At 73.1% G+C, this 20,456-nt stretch carries 17 protein-coding genes; 2 read left to right on the top strand and 15 right to left on the bottom strand.

Annotation, left to right across the window (positions count from 1 at the left end):
- Positions 1–26: 26 nt before the first annotated feature.
- The 14 genes from ACSU6Z_RS06125 to ACSU6Z_RS06190 all read right to left on the bottom strand — a co-directional run bounded on the left by ACSU6Z_RS06125 (position 27) and on the right by ACSU6Z_RS06190 (position 17,358).
- Positions 27–827: a rhamnogalacturonan acetylesterase gene (locus ACSU6Z_RS06125; protein ID WP_437043621.1), complete on the bottom strand. Its 801-nt coding sequence runs from the start codon at positions 825–827 to the stop codon at positions 27–29.
- A gap of 82 nt (positions 828–909) precedes the next feature.
- Positions 910–2,271 (bottom strand): ABC transporter substrate-binding protein, encoded by a 1,362-nt coding sequence (locus ACSU6Z_RS06130; RefSeq protein WP_437043623.1) that lies wholly within the window; start codon positions 2,269–2,271, stop codon positions 910–912.
- Positions 2,272–2,331: 60 nt separating this feature from the next.
- Positions 2,332–4,338 carry a pectinesterase family protein gene (locus ACSU6Z_RS06135; protein ID WP_437043625.1) on the bottom strand — a complete coding sequence of 669 codons (2,007 nt, stop codon included), beginning with the start codon at positions 4,336–4,338 and terminating at the stop codon, positions 2,332–2,334.
- A 35-nt stretch (positions 4,339–4,373) separates the two neighbouring features.
- Positions 4,374–5,882, bottom strand: a complete 1,509-nt coding sequence (locus ACSU6Z_RS06140; protein WP_437050197.1) for a family 43 glycosylhydrolase — start codon at positions 5,880–5,882, stop codon at positions 4,374–4,376.
- Between the two features lie 5 nt (positions 5,883–5,887).
- Complete coding sequence (locus ACSU6Z_RS06145) at positions 5,888–6,733, bottom strand: PmoA family protein (protein ID WP_437043627.1); 846 nt, start codon at positions 6,731–6,733, stop codon at positions 5,888–5,890.
- Entirely contained in the window at positions 6,730–7,908 is a 1,179-nt protein-coding gene (locus ACSU6Z_RS06150; RefSeq protein ID WP_437043628.1) for a Gfo/Idh/MocA family protein, read from the bottom strand. Before ACSU6Z_RS06150 ends, ACSU6Z_RS06145 begins: the two co-directional genes overlap by 4 nt.
- Positions 7,905–9,200 (bottom strand): pectate lyase family protein, encoded by a 1,296-nt coding sequence (locus tag ACSU6Z_RS06155; protein ID WP_437043630.1) that lies wholly within the window; start codon positions 9,198–9,200, stop codon positions 7,905–7,907. The genes ACSU6Z_RS06150 and ACSU6Z_RS06155 overlap by 4 nt, the downstream gene beginning before the upstream one ends.
- Entirely contained in the window at positions 9,197–10,093 is an 897-nt protein-coding gene (locus ACSU6Z_RS06160) for a carbohydrate ABC transporter permease (RefSeq protein WP_437043632.1), read from the bottom strand. The genes ACSU6Z_RS06155 and ACSU6Z_RS06160 overlap by 4 nt, the downstream gene beginning before the upstream one ends.
- Complete coding sequence (locus ACSU6Z_RS06165) at positions 10,090–11,025, bottom strand: carbohydrate ABC transporter permease (protein WP_437043634.1); 936 nt, start codon at positions 11,023–11,025, stop codon at positions 10,090–10,092. The genes ACSU6Z_RS06160 and ACSU6Z_RS06165 overlap by 4 nt, the downstream gene beginning before the upstream one ends.
- A 137-nt stretch (positions 11,026–11,162) precedes the next feature.
- The gene (gene araD, locus ACSU6Z_RS06170) at positions 11,163–12,893 is read right to left on the bottom strand and encodes an L-arabinonate dehydratase (protein WP_437050199.1); all 1,731 of its coding nucleotides are present in this window, start codon (positions 12,891–12,893) and stop codon (positions 11,163–11,165) included.
- Between the two features lie 14 nt (positions 12,894–12,907).
- Entirely contained in the window at positions 12,908–13,816 is a 909-nt protein-coding gene (locus tag ACSU6Z_RS06175; RefSeq protein WP_437043637.1) for a dihydrodipicolinate synthase family protein, read from the bottom strand.
- Positions 13,813–14,481, bottom strand: a complete 669-nt coding sequence (locus ACSU6Z_RS06180) for a GntR family transcriptional regulator (RefSeq protein WP_437020672.1) — start codon at positions 14,479–14,481, stop codon at positions 13,813–13,815. Before ACSU6Z_RS06180 ends, ACSU6Z_RS06175 begins: the two co-directional genes overlap by 4 nt.
- Positions 14,482–15,256: 775 nt before the next feature.
- Complete coding sequence (locus ACSU6Z_RS06185) at positions 15,257–16,420, bottom strand: hypothetical protein (RefSeq protein WP_437043639.1); 1,164 nt, start codon at positions 16,418–16,420, stop codon at positions 15,257–15,259.
- Positions 16,417–17,358: a 5-dehydro-4-deoxyglucarate dehydratase gene (locus tag ACSU6Z_RS06190; RefSeq protein ID WP_437043641.1), complete on the bottom strand. Its 942-nt coding sequence runs from the start codon at positions 17,356–17,358 to the stop codon at positions 16,417–16,419. The genes ACSU6Z_RS06185 and ACSU6Z_RS06190 overlap by 4 nt, the downstream gene beginning before the upstream one ends.
- Positions 17,359–17,597: 239 nt before the next feature.
- Here ACSU6Z_RS06190 and ACSU6Z_RS06195 point away from each other — a divergent pair, with 239 nt between their 5' ends.
- On the top strand, positions 17,598–18,407 hold the full coding sequence (locus ACSU6Z_RS06195) for an NAD-dependent epimerase/dehydratase family protein (RefSeq protein WP_437043643.1): 810 nt from the start codon (positions 17,598–17,600) through the stop codon (positions 18,405–18,407).
- Positions 18,408–18,506: 99 nt separating this feature from the next.
- Entirely contained in the window at positions 18,507–19,697 is a 1,191-nt protein-coding gene (locus tag ACSU6Z_RS06200; protein WP_437050200.1) for a TerD family protein, read from the top strand.
- Positions 19,698–19,782: 85 nt separating this feature from the next.
- On the opposite strand, the gene ACSU6Z_RS06205 is transcribed toward ACSU6Z_RS06200, so the two are convergent.
- Positions 19,783–20,361, bottom strand: coding sequence for a TetR/AcrR family transcriptional regulator (locus ACSU6Z_RS06205; protein WP_437043645.1), 579 nt, complete (start codon positions 20,359–20,361; stop codon positions 19,783–19,785).
- Between the last annotated feature and the right edge of the window lie 95 nt (positions 20,362–20,456).

The following is a 20,456-nucleotide window of genomic DNA, read 5'->3' on the forward strand; positions in this document are numbered from 1 at the left end:
CGGCTCTCCTTCTCGCGGTCGGGGGGTCAGGCGGTGGCCGGTGCCGGCCAGTCGATCCAGGACGCGGGGATCTCCTCGTCCAGCCGGCGCACGTCCCGGGGCGCCAGCACCCGCGTGCGCAGCAACTCCCGGGCGACCAGCCGGGCCACCTCGATCGCGCCCGGCGGGTTGAAGTGCGTGTTGTCCTGCTCGGCGGGCGTCCAGTTGAAGTACGCCTTGGTGGCCTCCACGCCGAGCCGCTGCCACAGCTCCAGCGACAGTGCCTGGACGTCCAGCAGGGCCACGCCCTCCTCGGCGGCCAGCGCCCGCATCGCCGCCGGGTACTCGCCGTGGCTCGGCACGGCGATGCCCTCCGCGTCGAACCGGCGCCGCTCCACGGGCGTGGCGAGCACGGGCCGCGCCCCCCGGGCCCGGGCGCCGTCGACGTACCGGCGCAGGTACTCCTGGTACGTCGTCCAGGGCTCGGTGTACCGGGAGGGGTCGGTGGCCTTCTCGTCGTTGTGCGCGAACTGGGCGAGGAGGAAGTCGCCGGGCCGGATCACGTCGAGGATCGCGTCGAGCCGTCCCTCGTCGACGAAGCTCTTCGAACTGCGGCCGTTCACGGCGTGGTTGGCGACGGCCAGGTCCCGCCGCAGGAAGAACGGCAGGGCCATGCCCCACCCGGTCTCGGGGGCGGCGTCGGCGTACTTCGGGGCGGCGGTGGAGTCGCCCGCGATGTGGAGGGTGCGGGGGCGGGGGGCGGCGGCCCCGGCGGTGCCGGCGGCGCCGAGGACGAGCGGGACGGCGGCGACGGCCGCGGTGGCCATCCGTCTGCGGGTGAGGGTCATGCCGGTGCCTTTCGACAGGTGACGTCGGGTGCCGCCGGGGACGGCCCGCGCGCCGCGGGCCGTCCCACGGTGGGGGCCGGGATCAGCCGTTCTGCTGCTTCCACTCGGCCTGCGCCTCGTTGAGCTGCTCGGCCATCTGGTCCAGGAAGTCCTTGGCGCTCATCTTCCCGAGCAGCACCTTCTGGAAGTTCGGCTCGTTCTCGGCCTTGGAGATGGTGTTCCAGTCCGGCAGGTAGTACGGCAGCTGGACGATGGTCGTCGACCCGTCCGACAGCGCGTCGGCCGCCAGCTTCGTCGGCTCCGCCTCGGAGACCCAGGCGTCCTTCGCCGCCTCCGTGTTCGCCGGCACCTGCCCGGCCGACTCGTTGAACTTCGAGTTCTCCTCGTGGCTGAGGGCGAACTCGATGAACTTCCAGGCGGCCTCCTTGTTCTTGGAGCTCTTGAACAGGGCGAGTCCGTCGACCGGGTTGGAGACCTGGACCCGCTTGCCGCCGGGCCCGGTCGGCTGCGGGATGCCCCGGAACTTGTCGGTGCCCAGCGCCTTGACGTGGTCCTGGTACGACCCGAGGTTGTGATTGAGCATGCCAATCCGGCCGGAGTCCCACTGGGCGACCATCTTGGTGAAGTCATTGTTCAGGTCGGCGGCCGGGGTGACCTTCTTGTAGAGGCCGGCGTACTTCTCCAGCGCCTTCACGTTCCTCGGGTCGTTGACCGTGGTCTTCTCCTCGCCCGAGTCCCAGAACGAGGTGATGCCGGACTGCCCGTACATCGCGTCCAGGGCCTGGGCGATGGAGCCGGCGCCGCCGCGGATGGTGTAGCCGAACTGGTTCCTGCCCTTGTCGGTGAGCTTCCGCGCGGCCTCGAAGAAGTTGTCCCAGGTGGTCGGCGCGTCCAGCCCGGCCTCCTCGAACAGGTCGGTGCGGTAGTACAGCACGCCGTTGTTGGCGGAGGTCGGCACCGAGTACAGCTTGCCGTCGCCTCCGCCGGCCGCCTTCATCGACTCCAGCATGTCCTCGTTGAGCCTGCCGTTCAGGGACGACCCGGTGACCCGGTAGTCCAGCGGCTCCAGCACGCCCTGCGCGGCGAACCCGGCGAGCATCGCGGTGCCGACGCCGCCGACGTCCGGCAGCCCGCCGCCCTGGATGGCGGTGTCGACCTTGGACTGGTACTCGGTGGAGGCGATGCCGACGTACTCGACGTCGATGTCCGGGTTCGCCTTCTCGAAGTCGGCGATGATCTCCTTCCAGATGTCGGTGCGGACACCGCCGTTGTTGTCCCAGAAGACGATCTTGCCCGTGCCGCTGCCCTCGGCGCCCTTGTCGCCGCCCACCCCGCTGCCGTCGTCACCGCAGGCGGTGGCGGTCAGCGCGAGCACGGCCCCCAGGGCGACGGCGGCCGACGTCCGGCGCCTGCCTGTGCTGTTGCTGCGAATGCTGATCTTCATTGGTCGGCTCTCTTCTTCAGGATCCAGCGTCGGATGTGCGGTGCGTGTGTGCGGGGGGGATCAGTGGCGGGTGTGCGGCGCCCAGCCGTCCGTGCCCTTCAGGTACGCGGCGACGGTGTACCCGCGTGCCTCCTCGGCCCCGAGCTGCGGCCGGTCCGCGGTGACGGCCGCGCCCGGCCCGCTGTTGCGGTACTCGGCGAAGCGGGCCTCCCTCCACGAGAAGCCGCTCATGTCGGTCCACGGCGCGGCCTTGATCGCCGCGGGCAGCCAGGTGTCCCGGATCAGCACCTGCCCGACGGCGTCCGGGTCGCCGCCCGGGTGCCAGGGCCGCCCGAGGTGGAAGGTCCCGGCGGGCGCGTCGCTCACGATCCGCGACCCGGTGATGAGGAACCCGTACGGATTGCCCTTCCAGGTGGAGGGAGCGGTGATGTAGCCGTTGTTGGTGTCCGAGCCGCGGCTCAGCGCCCTGATGACGCTGTGCTCGACGACGGTGGTGGCCCGTCCGTAGAGGAAGTCGACGTCTCCCTCGATGAAGGAGTCGCGGATGTAGACCCGGCTGACGGTGGTCGGCTTCGGGCTGTCGGTCATCAGGGTGTCCTGGTTGCCCAGGAAGGCGGTGTCCTCGAAGACGATCCGGTCGCCGGTCGTCTTCACCGCCAGCGCCTGCTCGCCGTTCAGTTCGTGTGCGGCCTCGTCGAAGTCGTTGGCGAAGGTGAGGTTGCGCGCCGTGACGTCGTTCGCGGCGATGCGCACGGTGGCACTCCCGGTGGAGCCGCCGTACGCGGCGGGCGTGTCATGGACGATGACGGTGTCGGACCGCTCCTGTCCAGTCCCCTGCAGCGAGATGTTCGGCTTGGCCGCCGGGATGTACACCTTCTCGCGGTACGTCCCCGGCGCCACGGCGATCACCACCCGGCCGTCGTTGCCGGCGGGCACGGCGTCCACGGCCGCCTGCACGGTGGGGTGGTCGGCCGGGACGCGCAGCACCACGGCGTCCCCGATCTGCTTCTGCGGCCCGGAGAACCGCTTGACCAGCGCCGGGACGGCCGCCGCCGGGTCCGGCCGGTAGGCGTAGAAGGCGTGCGGGTCGAACGCCTCGCCCCACTCGTCGTGCCGCCCGGTGGTGTTCCTCAGGATCGACCCGCGCTCCACCAGCTCGGCGCTCGCGTCGGCCTGGTAGGGGTGCTGGACGTCCTGGTAGTAGCTGTTCTCGATGACCATCCTGGTCCTGCCGCGCGACCAGTTCCCGTACGTCCACACCGGGTCGCCGGGGTCCGCCTGGGCGGTCAGGTAGTTGTTGTACAGGTGCGCGTAGGCGGCGTTGTCCACCGACGGGTTGCGCTGCTTGGTGCGGGAGAACCAGTTGTGGTCGATGGTGATCTGCGTCTTGACGTTGCTCGTCCAGCCGATGCCGAAGGTCTTGTTGTTGTCCTCGAAGCGGTTGTAGGAGACGGTCACGTACTCGCTGTCCTTGCGGATGTCGAGCTGCCCGTCGCAGATGTTCGCGAAGCGGTTGTGGTCGACCCACACGTGGTGGACGGCGTCCATCTGGATGCCGTCGAAGTCGGTGTCCTTGCAGTCCCAGTCGCCCTCGACCGCCGAGTCGCGGATCGTCAGGTTGCGGATGATCACGTTGTGGGTGCCGGGGCCCAGGTGCAGCTCGCCGTGGACGAGCTCGGCGGTGTCCCCCACGCCGACGATCGTCTTGTCCGAGGCGACCTCGATCCGCGCGCCGAACGGCTCGGCGGCGATCGAGCCCCGCACCCGGATGACGTACGGTTCCCCGGCCGCCGCGTACTTCGCCAGCGCCGCCTGGTCGGTGACGGTGACGACCTTGCCCCCCGCGCCGCCGGTGGTGCCGCCGGCGAGGGAGGCGAACCCGTGCGCGACCTCGGACCAGCGGTCCGGGCCGGCTCCCTGGACGGAGCCGGCGGACGGGCCGGCCGGGGCCGGCCCGGCGGCCCGGGCCTCCCCGACCGTTCCGAGGGCCAGGGCGGCGGCCAGGCCGAGGACGGCGGCCAGGGTTCTGCCCGGCTGGGACAAGCGCTTGCTGGGGAGGTGCGGCATGGCGGCTCCAACAGGCTCGCGGATGGGGTGGGACGTCACAGGGCTCTGATGCGGAACTGGGTGAAGGCGGCCGCCCCGGCGTGCCCCTCGCCGGCGGGCGCGAGCGCGAACAGGCCGAGCAGCGCGCCGACCCAGCGCCAGGGGGTGGCGGCGAAGACCTGGCCCGCCTCGCGGAAGCCGTCACCGACGTCGCAGGAGAAGCGGCAGCGCGCGCCCGCACCGATCTCGATGCGCAGCCGGGCTTGTGCCTCGGGGGCGAGCCGCGCGTGGGCGGCGTCCCGTTCCTGGTCGGCCACCGCCTCCGCGAACCGCTGCACGAGGTGTACGTGCCCGTCCGCGCCCCGCTGGAGCCCGATCCAGCGGTACGCGTCCCCGAGTACCGCCAGCCCGGCCCGCGCGCCCGGCTCCTCGCTGTCCAGCCGCAGTCCCACCTCGACCACGCAGGGCAGGCCGGGCAGCCGCTGGGTGAGCACGTTCGGCAGTTTGCGCAGGTCGTGGGCGTCGGCCGAGCGGACGCAGGTCAGCTTCAGCCCGTCACCGGAGTGCTGGGTGGCCCAGCCCTCGCGCGGGTTGGCCGTCCACTGCCACTGGCGTCCGTACCGTCCGCCGGGAAAGTCGTCGTCGGTGGCGGGCGCGGCGGACGGCTGCGGCGGGAGACCGGGCCTGCGGTGCTCGGTGACGGGGGCGCCCTCGTCGCCGAGGACCGGCCAGCCGTCGTCGTCCCAGCGCATCGGCTGGAGGTGGACGACCCGGCCGTAGGCGCCGCGCTGCTGGAAGTGCAGGAACCAGTCCTCGCCGGAGGCCGTGCGCACCCAGCCGCCCTGATGCGGCCCGTTGACGTCGGTGTCCTTCTGCTCCAGGACGACCCTCTCCTCGTACGGCCCGAAGAAGCCGCGCGAGCGGAAGGCGCCCTGCCAGCCGGTCTCCACGCCCCCGGCCGGGGCGAAGATCCAGAACCAGCCGTCGTGCCGGTAGAGCTTGGGGCCCTCCAGGGTGAACCAACCGGGGATGCGGTCGGCGTCGACGATCACCTCGCCCTCGTCGAGGAGCCCGGTGGCGTCGGGGCGCATGCGGTGGCCGGTGAGGCGGTTCTTGACGCCGGAGCGGGACTTGGCCCAGGCGTGCACGAGGTACGCCTCGCCGGTCTCCTCGTCCCACAGCGGACACGGGTCGATCAGTCCCCTGCCCGGCTTCAGCAGGTGCGGGCGGGTCCACGGGCCGCGGATCCCCGGGGCGTTGATCTGGAAGATGCCCTGGTCGGGGTCGCCCCAGAAGATCCAGAAGCGGTCGTCGTGGTGGCGCAGGGACGGGGCCCACACGCCGCAGTCGTGGCGGGGCGCCGCGAACCGCTCCTCCGGTTCCAGCCGGTCCAGGGCGTGGCCGACGAGGGTCCAGTTGACCAGGTCGCGGGAGTGCAGCAGCGGCAGGCCGGGGGCGCGGCCGAAGCTGGAGGCGGTCAGGTAGAAGTCGTCGCCGACGCGGACCACGTCCGGGTCGGACCAGTCGGCGTTCAGGACCGGGTTGCGGTAGGTGCCGGGGTCCACGGAGGTCACGGGCTCACCGCCTTGCGGACGAGGGTGGCGGCGCCGCCGGCGTCGAGGCGGCCGTCGGCGACGACGGTGACGATCCGGCGGACCACGGTGTCGCCGGGGGCGATCGCGAGTCGTTCGTCGTGCGCCAGGGACGAGCCGACGCCGGGGTACTCCGCGGTGCGGACGAACCAGGGGTCCCGGCGGGTGCGGTCGGTGGCCCCGGCGAAGACCAGCGACCAGCCCCCGCCGGTCAGGGCCAGCCAGTCGGCGCACCGGCCGTGGACCGCTTCCTCGCCCTCGGCGTCGGCGGTGAAGACGTCCGGCGCGGCGGACTCCTTGCGGGCCCGCCAGAAGAATCCGCCGTAGGCCGCGCCGGGGCGTCCGTTGGTGGCGGGGCTGCCGATGGTGAGGGGGCCGGAGGTGGTGTTGGTGAGGGAGAAGGTGAAGTCCAGCGACCAGGCGGTGTCGGTGAGGGCGCCGGCGGCGACCGTGCGGCGCTCGCGCAGCAGCTCGCGCCCGTCGGCCACCCAGCGCAGCTCCTCGACGAAGCCGTCCGGGTCGCGCAGCTGGAAGGCGGTGTGCCGCTGGCTGCCGTGGTTGTCCAGCTCGGTCGGCCCCCGGTCGCGGACGAAGGTGCGCCCGCCCCAGAAGTTGTGCCCCTCGACGTCGGGAACGGCGACACCGACGCCGAGGTGGTGCAGGTGGTCGGCCGGACTGAGCTCGGTGACCGCGGTGCCGGCCAGGGTGGTGACCGGGTGCAGGTACGGGCGCGGGGAGAGCCGGTCGGGCAGGGTGGGCCGGGTGACGTACCGGCCCACCGGGCGGCCCGCCACGCGCAGGACGAGGTGGTCGTCGTCGGTCATCGGGTGCTCACCTCCTTCGGGGCGGCCGGGCGGGCCCAGGGGGCGCCCAGCTCGGAGTAGAGGGCGAGGGTGTCGGCGGCGGCGGCCACGAGGGCGTCGATGCCGGGGACGACGCGGCGGTCCTCACCGGGGACGCGGCGCCAGGCGGTGTCCGGCAGCGGCGCCGGGTCGGGGGCCCGCCGGATCTCCTCCACCACCCGCATGAAGGCGCCGGTCGCCGCCGGGGGGACCAGGAGGCCGGCGCCGGTGGTGAGGTGGCCGACGAGGTTCTCCAGCAGGTCGGTGCGGCCGTGGACCTGCTCCACGGGACCGTGGTCGGCGCGCTGGAGCAGCACGCGGTCCTGCTTGTACCAGAAGGTGATCCGGCCGCGGCTGCCGTGCACCAGGACGTACGGCTCGTCCGGCCGTTCGGCGCACAGGGTGGCGGCGACGGTGACCCGGTGGCCGGGGGCGGTGGTGATCCGCACGCAGGAGGTGTCGTCGGCCTCGATGGCGTTGGCGTGCAGCAGTTCGGTCTCGATGCCGGTGACGTCCTCGGCGCCGGTGGTGCCGCCGAGGGCGAGCGCGGTGGCGACGGCGTGCGCGAGGGGGTTGGTCAGCGCCCCGTCGACCACGTCGGCGCCGTCCAGCCGCCGCCGGCCCGCCCAGGGCGCCCGCCGGAAGTACGCCTCGTCCCGCGCCCAGGCGCCCGCCCCGCCGATGCCGGTCACCTCCCCGATCACGCCGTCGGCGATCAGCTCGCGGATCGCCGGGACGGCGTGCGAGCCCAGCGACTGGAACCCGATCTGGCAGGCGACGCCCGCCGCGGCGATCCCGTCGGCCATGCGGCGGAACTCGGCGTACGACGGCGCCGGCGGCTTCTCCAGCAGCAGGTGCACGCCCCGTTCGGCGGCGGTGAGCGCGAGATCGGCGTGGGTCGGGATCGGCGTGCAGATCACGGCGACCCGCGCACCGGTGGCATCGAGCAGGGCGCCGAAGTCGGCTGACTGCTCCGGGAGTTCGCCGCCGAACTCCTCCTCCGTGAGCGGAGTCAGCTCGCAGATGCCGGCCAGCCGGACGAGGCCCCGGTCCTCTAGGCGGCGGATGTTGGCGACGTGCCAGCGGCCGTGGCCGCGGGCGCCCGCCAGGACGACCGGGACCGGCGCGCCCGTCTGATCGGTGGTCGGACCGGTCATCGGACCCTCCCCGCGCCCGCCCCGCGCGCCACCGCCCGGTCGGCCGCCGCGGCGCCGTCCACCGGACCGTGCAGGGCGGGCGTCCAGCCGACGTCGGCGGTCAGGTCGCGCTCGCTGCCCGAGTTGTAGGCGTTGTTGATCGCGAGCAGGTCGACCGGGTAGCCGTTGAAGAGGGAGCCGGAGACGTGCAGGGCGGTGCCGTTCCAGCTCTTGACCAGGTCTGCGGCCTCCACGTGGGCGGGGGTGGTGAAGGCGTTGTTCTCGGCGTATATGCGCGACTCGGTGGAGACGCCGATGGAGTAGCGGTGGTCGTGGGCGTCGTCCGGGACGACGTACCGGTTGTTGTACAGGTGCACCTGGCCGAAGCGGACGCGCGGGGCGCGCTGGACGACGGAGTCGAACTCGTTGTGGTGCAGGGTGACCCGGAGCTTGCCGCGGTCGCCCGTGACCGTGTCGCCGCTGCCGATGAGCATGGCCTTGTCGTGGTCGGCGAACCGGCTCCAGGAGACGGTGACGAGGTCCGAGCCGTTGGTGATGTCCAGCAGGCCGTCGTGGCGCAGGTGGTTGCGGGCGAAGTACGCCGGCTCCCCCTCGTCCGGGTGCCCCTTGTCGGAGGCGGTGACGTGGTCGATCCAGACGTGGGTGGCGTTGTCGAGCCAGAGCGTGTCGTAGGAGGCCTTCCAGTCGCCGAGGCCGCCGGTGTTGGGCTGCCAGGCGGGGAAGCAGTCGTAGGCGTCGCGCAGTTCGAGGTTGCGGACGATGACGTTGTCCGCGTTCTCGACCCGGAGGGCGGCGCCCTTGAGGACGGCGTCGTCGCCCAGGCCCACGAGGGTGGTGTTGGAGCCGACGGGCAGGACGACCCGCTCGGCCTGGCGGGCGGCGGACGCCCTGCGGGCCTCCTCCTGCGGCCCGGAGGGCCTGGCGGCGCCCCAGGTGCGGGGGTCGTAGGCGGCCAGGTACTTCTTCAGGGCGTAACCGCCGGTGGCGTAGTCGGCGCAGTCCAGGCGGCGGCCGGAGTCGTCGGTGTTGACGTCGATGGTCCCGGCGATCTTGATGATCTTCGGGGTGCCGCTGCCGCCGTCCAGGGCGCGGACCAGCCCGGCCCGGTCGGTGACGGTGTACACGTGGGCGTCGTCGGCGGCGGCGCCGCCGATGGTGCCGCCCTCGGCCGCCGCCCAGCCGTCGTAGGGGGCCAGGGTGTCGCGGCCGATGTCGCGGGCGTCGTCGGCGTGGGCGGGGACGCACAGCAGGCCCAGCAGGCCGAGGGCCGCGGCGCAGTGCCGGAGTCTCATCCCTTCACCGCCCCCGCGCTGAAGCCGGTGATCAGCCACTTCTGGATGAACGCGAAGACGATCACCACGGGCACGGCCGCGATGATGCCGCCGGCCGCGAGGGCGCCGAGGTCGACGCTGTCCGCGCTCATCAGGGTGTTCAGACCCACCGGGATGGTCTGCTTGCTCTGGTTGTTGAGGAACATCAGGGCGAACAGGAAGTGGTTCCAGGAGTGGACGAAGGCGAAGGAGCCGACGGCGATCAGGCCCGGCCGCAGCAGCGGCAGCACGATGACCCGGAACGCCCGGAACCGGTTGCAGCCGTCGACCCAGGCCGCCTCCTCCAGCGAGTACGGCACGTTCTTGATGAAGTTGCTGATCAGGATCATCGACAGCGGGAGCTGGAAGACCGTCTCGGCGATGATGACGCTGCCGAGGGAGTTGATCATCCGGAGCTCGGCGAAGATCTCGAACAGCGGGACCAGCAGCAGCGCGCCCGGCACGAACTGGGAGCAGAGCAGGGCCAGCATGAACCCCTGCTTGATCTTGAAGTCGAACCGGGCGAGGGCGTAGCCGCCGGCCAGCGCGACGACCGTCGTCATCACCAGGGTGGCGAGGCCCACCAGCAGGCTGTTGCCGAAGTAGGTGCCGAAACTGCGCTCGGTCCACACCTTCTCGAAGTGCTCGAAGGTCATCGGCCAGGGCACGAGCGAGGTGGAACCGGCCGGGCGCAGGGAGAACAGCAGGATCCAGTAGAAGGGGATGAGGGTGAAGACGAGGTAGACGCCGAGCGGCAGGTAGACCTGCCAGCGCGGGACCTCGTCCCAGGCGCGGTGGCGCTTGGCCGGCCGCGGCGGCTCGGGGGCGGCGCGCAGGGGGGCGGGCGCCACCTCGGTGGCCTCCTTGGTGATCACTTGTTGTCGCCTCCGAACTTGCTCAGCCGCAGGTAGACCATCGAGCAGAAGAGCAGGATCACGAACGCCACGGTGGTCAGGGCCGACGCGTAGCCGAAGTCGTGTGCGTCGACGGACGTGTTGGCGATGTACAGCGGCAGCGTCGTGGTCTCGCCCGCGGGTCCGCCGCCGGTCAGGGTGTAGAGCAGGTCGACGTTGTTGAACTCCCACACGGCGCGCAGCAGCGTGGACAGGATGATGGCGTCCTTCAGGTGCGGCAGCGTGATGTGCCAGAACTGCTTGATGCGGCTCGCCCCGTCGACCTCGGCGGCCTCGTACAGGTCCTTGGAGACGGACTGGAGGTCGGCGAGGATGAGGATGGCGAAGAAGGGCACGCCGCGCCACAGGTCGGCGACGATCGCCGCCGGGAAGACGGTGGAGGTGTCCGACAGCCAGCTCGTGCCGTAGTCGCCGACGCCCAGGTCCGCGAGGTAGCGGGTGATGCCGGTCTGGGAGTTGTAGAGCAGCACCCAGATCGCGGAGGTGAGGACGCCGGAGACGGCCCAGGGGGAGAAGACCAGGGCGCGGCCCAGGGCCCGGCCCGCGAAGGTCTGGTTGACGATGAGCGCCAGCGCGAGCCCGAACAACAGCTGGAGGCCGACCTCGACGAAGACCCACTTGGCGCTGAAGACGAGGGTGTCCCAGAACTGCGGGTCGTCGGTGAAGATGCGGACGAAGTTGTCGAGGCCCGCGTAACCGTTCCGCCACGGCTTGGTGGGGTTGTACTCCTGCAGGCTGTAGTAGAAGACGCTGATCACCGGGTAGGCGATGAAGCCCAGCATGAGCAGGGCCGCCGGGGCGATCAGCAGGTAGGGCAGCCTGCGCGGCGTGGCGGAGGCACGGCGCCGCCTCGGTGGCGCGGGCGGTTTCGCCACGGCTGCGGCTTGGGCCATGACTGTTCTCCGTTCTCGTACGTCGTGCGGTGCGTGTGGGGTGCGTGGGGCTTCCCGCCGATCGGGGAGGAAGCGCTTTCTATTCGGAGTGCGGGAGTCCGGCCGCCGCGTGGCGGCCGGGACGAGGGGGTGGGGGATCAGCCCGCGTACGGGTCCTGCACGGTCCCCGGCCGGGCGAGGAACTCGAAGTCGCAGCCGGTGTCGGCCTGGGTGATCTGGTCGAGGTAGAGGGCGCCGTAGCCGCGCTCGTACGGCACCGGCGGCGGCGTCCAGGCGGCCCGGCGGCGCTCCAGTTCCGCGTCGTCCACGTGCAGGTGCAGGGAGCGCGCCTCCACGTCGAGGGTGATCAGGTCACCGGAGCGGACCAGCGCCAGCGGCCCGCCGACGTACGACTCAGGCGCCACGTGCAGCACGCAGGCGCCGTAGCTCGTGCCGCTCATCCGGGCGTCGGAGATCCGCACCATGTCCCGCACCCCCTGCTTCAGCAGGTGGTCCGGGATCGGCAGCATCCCGTACTCGGGCATGCCCGGGCCGCCCTTGGGACCGGCGTTGCGCAGCACCAGGACGCTGTCGGCGGTGATGCCCAGGGACGGGTCGTTGATGGTGCGCTGCATGGTCCTGTAGTCGTCGAAGACGACGGCCGGACCGGTGTGCTTGAGCAGGTGCGGCTCGGCGGCGATGTGCTTGATGACGGCGCCGTCCGGGCACAGGTTGCCGCGCAGCACGGCGACCCCGCCCTCCCGCGCGACCGGGTTGTCCCGGGTCCGGATGACGTCGTCGTCGTGGACGAGGGCCCCGGCCAGCTGCTCGCGCAGCGTGTCGTGGCAGACCGTGGGCCGGTCCAGGTGGAGCAGGTCCGGGATGCGGGAGAGGAACCCGGGCAGACCGCCGGCGAAGTGGAAGTCCTCCATCAGGTACGTCCGGCCGCCCGGCCGGACGTTGGCCAGCACCGGGACCCCGCGGGCGAGCCGGTCGAAGTCGTCCAGGGTCAGGGTGACGCCCGCCCGGCCGGCCATGGCGATCAGGTGGATGACGGCGTTGGTGGAGCCGCCCAGGCCGAGCACGGTGGTGACCGCGTCCTCGAAGGCGTCCCGGGTGAGGAACCGCGACAGCCTGCGGTCCCGGTGGACCAGGGCGACGGCGGTCATCCCGGCCCGCGCGGCCATCCGGTCGTGCCCGGAGTCGACGGCCGGGATGCTGGACGCGCCGGGCACGGTCACCCCGAGCGCCTCGGCGGCGGCGGTCAGCGTGGACGCCGTGCCCATCGTCATGCAGTGGCCGGGCGAGCGCGCCAGGCCGCTCTCCAGCTCCTGCATCTCGCAGTCGCCGATGAGGCCGGCCCGCTTGTCGTCCCAGTACTTCCACATGTCGGTGCCGGAGCCGAGGGTCTCGCCCCGCCAGTGTCCCGGCAGCATGGGCCCGGCCGGGACGAAGACGGCGGGCAGGTCGACGGAGGCGGCGCCCATGAGCAGGGCGGGCGTGGACTTGTCGCAGCCGCCCATCAGGACGGCCCCGTCGACCGGGTAGGACCGCAGCAGCTCCTCGGTCTCCATCGCGAGCATGTTGCGGTAGAGCATCGGGGTCGGCTTCTGGAAGGTCTCGCTGAGGGTGGAGACCGGGAACTCGAGGGGGAAGCCGCCCGCCTGCCACACCCCGCGCTTGACGGCCTGGGCGCGGTCGCGCAGGTGGACGTGGCAGGGGTTGATGTCCGACCAGGTGTTGAGGATCGCGATGACCGGCTTGCCCAGGTGTTCCTCGGGCAGGTAGCCGAGCTGGCGGGTGCGGGCCCGGTGGCTGAAGGAGCGCAGGCCCTCCGTGCCGTACCACTGGTGGCTCCTGAGCTCCTCGGGACGCTTCCGGCCGGCCATGTCGTTCGTGTCGGTCATATCGACCACCCGGCGACGATGGCGGCGACCTCCGCGCGCGCGCCCTCGGGCAGCGGCCTGCTCGGAGGGCGGACCTCCCGGCGGCACAGCCCGAGCGAGGCGAGGGCCTCCTTGACGACGGTGACGTTGTCGGCGGAGCCGTTGGCGGCGCGCAGCTCCTCGAAGCGGCGGATCTGCTCCCACACCTTCATGGCGGCCGGGTAGTCGCCCGAGCGCAGCGCCGAGAGCATCTCCAGCGAGACGGCCGGGGCGACGTTCACCAGGCCGGAGGTGAAGCCGGTGGCGCCCGCGGAGAAGTACGAGGGGGCGTACGGCTCGGCGAGCCCGGCCACCCACACGAACCGGTCCAGTCCGGCGTCGCGCGCGAAGGCGGCGAACCTGGCGGCGTCGGGGACGGCGTACTTCACGCCGATGACGTTGGGGCAGGCGTCGGCGAGCTCGGCCAGGCGGGCCCCGGTGAGCTGCGCGTTGCGGACGTAGGGCACGACGCCCAGCTCGGGCACGGCCTCGGCGATGGCGCGGTGGTAGTCGACCCAGCCGGCCTGGGAGACGTACGGGTGGGCGGGCTGGTGGACCATCACCATCTGCGCGCCCAGCTCGCGGGCGTGCCGGGCGGAGGCGACGGCGGTGGGCACGTCGTGGCCGACGCCGACCAGGATCGCCGCCCGGCCGCCGGCCTCCTCGACGGTCAGCTCGGTGACCAGGCGGCGCTCGGCGGGGGTGAGGGCGTAGAACTCGCCGGTGTTGCCGTTGGGGGTGAGGGTGGTGATGCCGGCGTCCAGGAGGCGGCGCAGCAGCGCCCGGTGGGTGGCGGTGTCGACGGAGCCGTCCTCGGCGAACGGTGTCACCGGGATCGCCACCACGCCGGCCAGGGCCTCCCGTTGGCCCTCGAACGTCGTTGTCATGCCTGACCGTCCTCTCCCTGGGTCGCGGTTCCCGCCTCGGGGAAGGCCCGCTCGACGAACGACGCGATGTGCGCGTGCAGGGCGCTCGCGGCGCCGTCCGCGTCACCGGCGAGGGCCAGCCGCAGGATCTCCCGGTGCTCGGCCGCCTCCTGCTCCCAGGAGGGGTCGGCGGCCCAGGCGACGGCGGAGACGAGGGCCGCCTGGTCGCGGACCTCGTCGAGCATCCGGCCGAGCAGCGGGTTGCCGCACGGCAGGTACAGGGCGCGGTGGAACTCGCGGTTGGCCAGCGACCGTTCGGCGGTGTCGTCGGCCTCGTCGGCCCGGGCCAGGGCGTCGCGCGCGGCGTCCAGGGAGGCCCCGCGGCGCACGGCGCGCCGGAGCGCCTCGGGCTCCAGGAGCAGCCGCACGTCGTAGACCTCGTGCGCCATGTCCGCGTCCACCATGCGCACCGTGACGCCCTTGTACTGGCTCATCACGACCAGTCCGGTGCCGGCCAGGGTCTTGAGCGCCTCGCGCACCGGGGTCTTGGAGACCCCGAACTGTGCGGCGAGCTCGGTCTCGACCAGGGCCTGACCCGGCGTCAACCGTCCGGTGAGGATGCGGCGTTTGATCTCCTCCAGCACGTACTGCGTGCGGGAGGGGATCGGCGTGGGGACAGAGGTCATGCGCGCCTCTCGGTCTCGCGTCCGGGATGGACCGCGGGTTCGGGACTCGTGCCGGATGCCGCGTATCTGATCTCGCGTATCGCGTCTCATATATGACGTACGAAGTACGACGCGTTGAAGGTAGGAGCGGCTCTGTGTTTCGTCAATGCTTCCGGCAAAGGAAGTTGAGGTTGCGACTTGGCGGGCCGGCGCCCGAACGCGGAGGGCGCGTTCCTCCCGCGCGGTGATGCCCGGCGCCCGGCGCTCCGGGGTGCGACAGGAATCCGTTCGCCTTCGCGACGCACGCAGACGGGAGGCGCGGGCGGGGTGAGCCCGCCGCACACCGGTCCGTACACCGCGGGGAGCAGGCATGAAGTGTGAACGCGCGCGGATGTGAGATCCGGAACGGATTCGACGCGCCGAGGTGATGTGCCGCCGCAAGTGTGCGAAGCCGCCGGGGTCGGCGGCTGTCCCGGGTCGCGCCCGCCCGCTCCGGCCGCCCGCTCCGACGGCGGGGCGTCGGCCGGGACCGGTACGGCCGGTCCGGGATGCCGCCGCGGTCCGGGGCGTCCGCGGCGGCGGGGAAGCGGTGCGGAATCCGCGGCGGCGGGGAAGCGGTGCGGCGTGCGGAGGGAACCGCGCGGAGGGCGCCACGGGGGGCACCACACGGAGAAAACCGCGCGGGGGCACCACGGGTGCCGCACGAGGAAGGCCGCCCCGGAGGGCGGCCGGGGCGGCACCGGTGGGACCCACCGGCCGCCGGGCCGGAGCCGGCGGGGGCGGTGCCGCCGTTGCCTCAGCTCCCGGCGAGCGCCGCCCGCACCGCCTCCAGGTCCCCGTCCGACGCCAGCCCGGCGTGGTACAGCCGCAGTTCCGTCGCGCCGAGCTCCCGCGCCTCGGCCGCGTCCGCCGCGAGGGTGCCGGGGCTGCCGCCCATGCCGGAGACGACGGTGAAGTTGGCGGCGAGGACGGCCCCCGCACGCCCCTGCTCGGCGAACGGCGCGAGCAGGCCCGCGCCGCCCGTGCAGGGCACGACGACCCCGTCCGCGACGGACAGGACGTGCGCGGGATCGACACCGGCGTTGGCGCCGCAGTGGTACGACACCGGGTCGGCGTGCAGCAGGACCTGGAAGCCGTCGGGCGCGGCGGCGCGGACCGCGGCGACGGCCGCCTCCTGGAGGGTGCGGGCGGTGGTGTCCCGCCACGCGCGCGTGGCGTTCGCCCGCGCCTCGCCGAGCAGCTTCTCCACCCCGGCCCAGCCCCCGTCGGACGGCGCTCCCCGCCACACCGGTTCCAGCGCGGCCCGCACGGCCGCCGCCAGTTCGTCGGCGTCCAGGCCCCGCTCCCCGTACCCCTCCCGGCAGGCCGGGCAGAAGCACAGCGACATCAGGTACTGCCCGGCGTCGCCGAGGCCGACGCCGCCGGTCTTGTCGTGGGCGTGCAGGTGGGCCAGCCCGTACCAGCCGAGGGACTCCAGTTCGGTGCCGCGCGCCCCGGGCCGTACCGCCGCCTCGGCGGCCAGGTCGGTCAGGTACGCGCGCGTGGCGGGCTGCGCGATGCACGGCGCCCACGGGTAGCGGTCGCCGTAGGCGTTGACGACCGAGGTGTCCGGGTGCTCGGCGCCCAGGCGGGAGTTGTGCGCGAGCACGACCCAGGTGTGGACCTCCAGGCCGGCCCCGGCGAGCGCGGCGGCGGCCTCGCCGTAGGCGTCCCCCGGCGCCCAGTCGCCCGCCTCGTACGGGCGCAGGGGCCGTCCCGCCCAGCGGTCGTCGGGCCGGTAGAGCACGGCGGCGTGCTCGGCGGTGACGATCCGGTGGCGGGGGTGGCGGGGGGTCAGCGCGCGCGTGGAGTGGTAGGCGGCGGCGAGGGTCGCCTGCCGCACGCCGAGGGAGGCGAGCCGCGCGGGCGCCCCGGGGTCCCCGTTGACGTCCCAGGGGTAGACGAACGCCGAGGCCTTCACCGGTCCTCCTCCAGCAGCGCGTACCCGCGCTCGATGATCCGGGCGAGTCGCTTGACGTGCTCGTCGGCGGGTTCGTGCAGCGGCGGCCGCACCTCCCCCACCTCCAGGCCGCCCAGCCGCACCCCGGCCTTCACCAGGGAGACGGCGTAACCGGCGCCCTGGGCGCGCAGGTCGCAGAACGGCCCGTAGAAGCCGTCCAGCAGGCGCCGCGCGGTGGTGTCGTCGCCGGTCTCCAGCGCCCGGTGGAAGGCGAGGGCGATCTCGGGGGCGAAGCAGAACACGGCGGAGGAGTAGAGCGTGACGCCCAGGGCGCGGTAGGCGAGCTGGGTCTGCTCGGCGGTCGGCAGCCCGTTGAAGTACAGGAAGTCGCCGGGGGCCTCCGCGCGGACGGCGCTGACGGTCCGCTGCATCAGGCCGAGGTCGCCGACGCCGTCCTTGAGGCCGACGATCCCGTCCGTGCGGGCCAGTTCGACGACCGTGCGCGGGGTGAACACCGCGTTGTCCCGCTGGTAGACGATCACCGGCAGCGAGGTCGCGGCGGCGATCTCGGCGTAGTGCCGCAGCAGCCCCTCCTGCCCGGCCACCACGAGGTACGGCGGCATGGCGAGGAGGCCGTCCGCCCCGGCCTCCTCGGCGAGCCGCGCGTAGCGCACCGCGAGCGCGGTGCCGTACCCGGCGCCCGCGACGACCGGCACCCGGCCCCCGGCCGCCTCCACGGCCGCCCGGACGCACACCTGGAACTCCTCCGGCGTCAGCGCGTGGAACTCGCCGGTGCCGCAGCAGGCGAAGACGGCCGCGGCGCCCGCCTCCACGCCGCGGCGCACGTGCGCGCGGTAGGCGTCGAGGTCGACCGCGCCGTCCGGGCCGTACGCGGTGACGGGGAAGAACAGCGGGCCCGTGGGGACGGCGAGCCGGGCGGCGAGAGGGGCTGACGTCACGGGCTCTCCCATTCCATGTCCATGATCCGCTTCCATGTTTATGATCAGTGTCCATATTTCTGAACGCCGCCACGCTAAGCGGCCCTCTGCGGGCCGGTCAAGCGCGCCTCCCCCGCGACGTCGGCGAATTCCCTGCTCCGGCCGGACACTTGACGAGTGACGCCCCCGCTCTTTAGCGTGCCCAAGCATATGAATGCCGTACGTCCATGTGTACGGCCGCCGATGCAAGGAGACCGAGGATGCCCGCTCCCCGCACCGTTCTGCTCACCGGCGCCGCCGGCGGCCTCGGCACCCTGATGCGGGACCTGCTCCCCTCCTACGGCTACACGCTGCGCCTGTTCGACGTGCGGCCGGTCGAGGGCGAACCGGACGCGATCACCGCCGACCTCGCCGACCGGGACGCCGTGCGCGAGGCGGTCCGGGGCGTCGACGCGATCATCCACCTGGCGGGCATCTCCCTGGAAGCCCCCTTCGAGAAGATCCTGAAGGCGAACATCGAGGGCACCTACCACCTCTACGAGGCCGCCCGCGAGGAGGGGGTGCGCCGCGTCGTCTTCGCCTCCTCCAACCACGCCGTCGGCTACACCCCCCGCCCGCAGGGCGACGACCCCCTCGTCCCCGTCGACACCCCCCGCCGCCCCGACACCTTCTACGGGCTGTCGAAGTCCTTCGGCGAGGACCTCGCCCAGCTCTACTGGGACAAGCACGGCCTGGAGACCGTCTCCGTGCGCATCGGCTCCTGCTTCCCCGAGCCGACCAGCGTGCGCATGCTCTCGATGTGGATGAGCCCCGCCGACGGCGCCCGCCTCTTCCACGCCGCCCTGACCGCCGAGAACGTCGGCCACACCGTCGTCTACGGCTCCTCCGCCAACACCCGGCTGTGGTGGGACCTGTCCTCCGCGCGGGCGCTCGGCTACGACCCGCAGGACGACTCCGAGCCGTACGCCGCCAAGCTCATCGCCGAGCAGGGCGAACTCGACCCGGACGACCCGGCGCACGCCTGCCTGGGCGGCCACTTCGTGACCGACCCGCCGATCTGGCCGTACTGAGCGGGGCCGCCCGCCCCGTCCGGCCGCCCGCCGAACGGCCGGACGGGTCCGTAAGGGAACGGTAAAACGAGCTCACTCGTTACTCGTGGCATGACAGCTATGACCCCCGGCTCGAACATCCCCCTCCCCGTCACCCGCGTGACGGTGGACGTCGCCGCCCCGGTGCGGCTCGACGTATCGGGCCTGCTGCTCACCGCCGACGGCAAGGTGCGCTCCGACGACGACTTCATCTTCTACAACCAGCCCGCCGGTCCGGGCGTGACCTACCGCTCCGGCGGCGGCACCGCCCCGGACGCCATCACGGTGGACACCGCCGCCCTCCCCCCGGGCATCGAGAAGATCGTCGTCACCGCCAGTCCCGACGCCCCCGGCCAGACCTTCCAGGGCATCGAGCCGACGGCCACCCTGCGCAACGCGGACGACGGCTCCGCGCTGGCCACGTTCACGCCCCCGCAACTGGGCACCGAGACGGCCCTGGTGATCGTGGAGATCTACCTGCGCAACGGCCAGTGGAAGGCCCGTGCCGTCGGCCAGGGCTACGCCAACGGCCTCGCGGGCATCGCCACCGACTTCGGCGTGACGGTGGAGGAGCCGGCCGCCCCGGCCCAGCCGGTGACGCCCCCGCAGCCGGTCACCCCGCCGCCGGCCGCCGCGCGGCCCCCGGCGACCCCCCAGGCCCCGCCGGCGCCGGCCGCGCCCGCCCCCGGCGCCGGGAAGATCAACCTGGACAAGGGCCGCGTCAGCCTCCAGAAGAACCAGACCGTCTCCCTCGTCAAGGGCGGCCGTCCCCTGCTCTCGCAGGTCAGGATGGGCCTCGGCTGGGAGCCGGCCTACCGCGGCAAGGACATCGACCTGGACGCCTCCGTCATCGCCTACGGCCCGCAGCGCAACCACGTCGACAGCTGCTACTTCGGCAAGCTCCAGATCGTGAACGGCGCGATCCGGCACTCCGGCGACAACCTCACGGGCGAGGGCGGCGGCGACGACGAGGTGATCACCGTCGACCTGGGACGCCTGCCGCAGGAGGTCACCGGCCTGGTCTTCACCGTCAACTCCTTCTCCGGCCAGAAGTTCACGGAGGTCGCCAAGGCGTACTGCCGCCTGCTGGACGGCGCGACCGGCGAGGAACTGGTCCGCTTCGACCTCACCAGCGCCGAGCCGCAGACCGGCGTGATGATGGCGAAGCTGATCCGCCAGTTCTCCGGCGAGTGGGAGATGACGGCGATGGGCGAGTTCGTGAAGTCCCGCACCGTGCGCGGCATGGTGAAGCCGGCGGCCAAGGCGCTGTAGCGGCGCGCACGGCTCCGAGGGCGCCCCTGGCCGGGGGCGCCCGGCCCCGCCGAGGAGCGCCGGCCCGCCCGAGGGCATCCGCCGGTCAGCTCCCCGTCCCCGCCCGCAGTCCCTCCGTCAGCAGCGACAGGTACCGGCGGATGGCCTTCCCCTCCCCGTCCGCCAGCTCCGACGCGGTCGCCACCCCGTGGGCCAGCCGCAGCACCTCGACGGGCTCGACGTCCCGCCGCAGCGTCCCCTCCGCCTGGGCCGCCCCGACCAGCCGTGCCGCCGCGCCCCTGACCGCGTCACCGCACGCGGAGACGGCCGCCGGGCCGCCGTCCGCGACGGCCGGCCCCAGCAGCGCCCTCAGCCCGCGGACCCGGATCATCCCGGCGGCGAGTTCGTTCAGCCACTCCACCAGCGCCTCGCCCGGCGCCCGCTGGGCCGCGAGGACGTCGGCGCGCGCCGCGATCGCCTCGATCCGGTCCAGGTACACGGCCTCCAGCAGCGCCCGGCGGGTCGGGAAGTGCCGGTACAGCGTGCCGGAGCCGACCCCCGCCCGCCTGGCGATGTCGTCCAGCGACGCGCCCTCCCCGTGCTCGGCGAAGGCCTCGGCGGCCACCTCCAGCAGTCGCTCGTGATTGCGCCGGGCGTCCGCGCGCATGGACCTGACCCGCGTCATCCAGCCACTCCTCGCCAACCGGGGCCGCTCCCCGCATCGTATCGGGCGGGAAGCGGCGGCCGCCCAGGTCACACGGGCGGCCCGGGGGCGCCGGC

Origin of the sequence: Streptomyces sp. enrichment culture (assembly GCF_964273145.1) — a bacterium.
GTDB lineage: Bacteria > Actinomycetota > Actinomycetes > Streptomycetales > Streptomycetaceae > Streptomyces.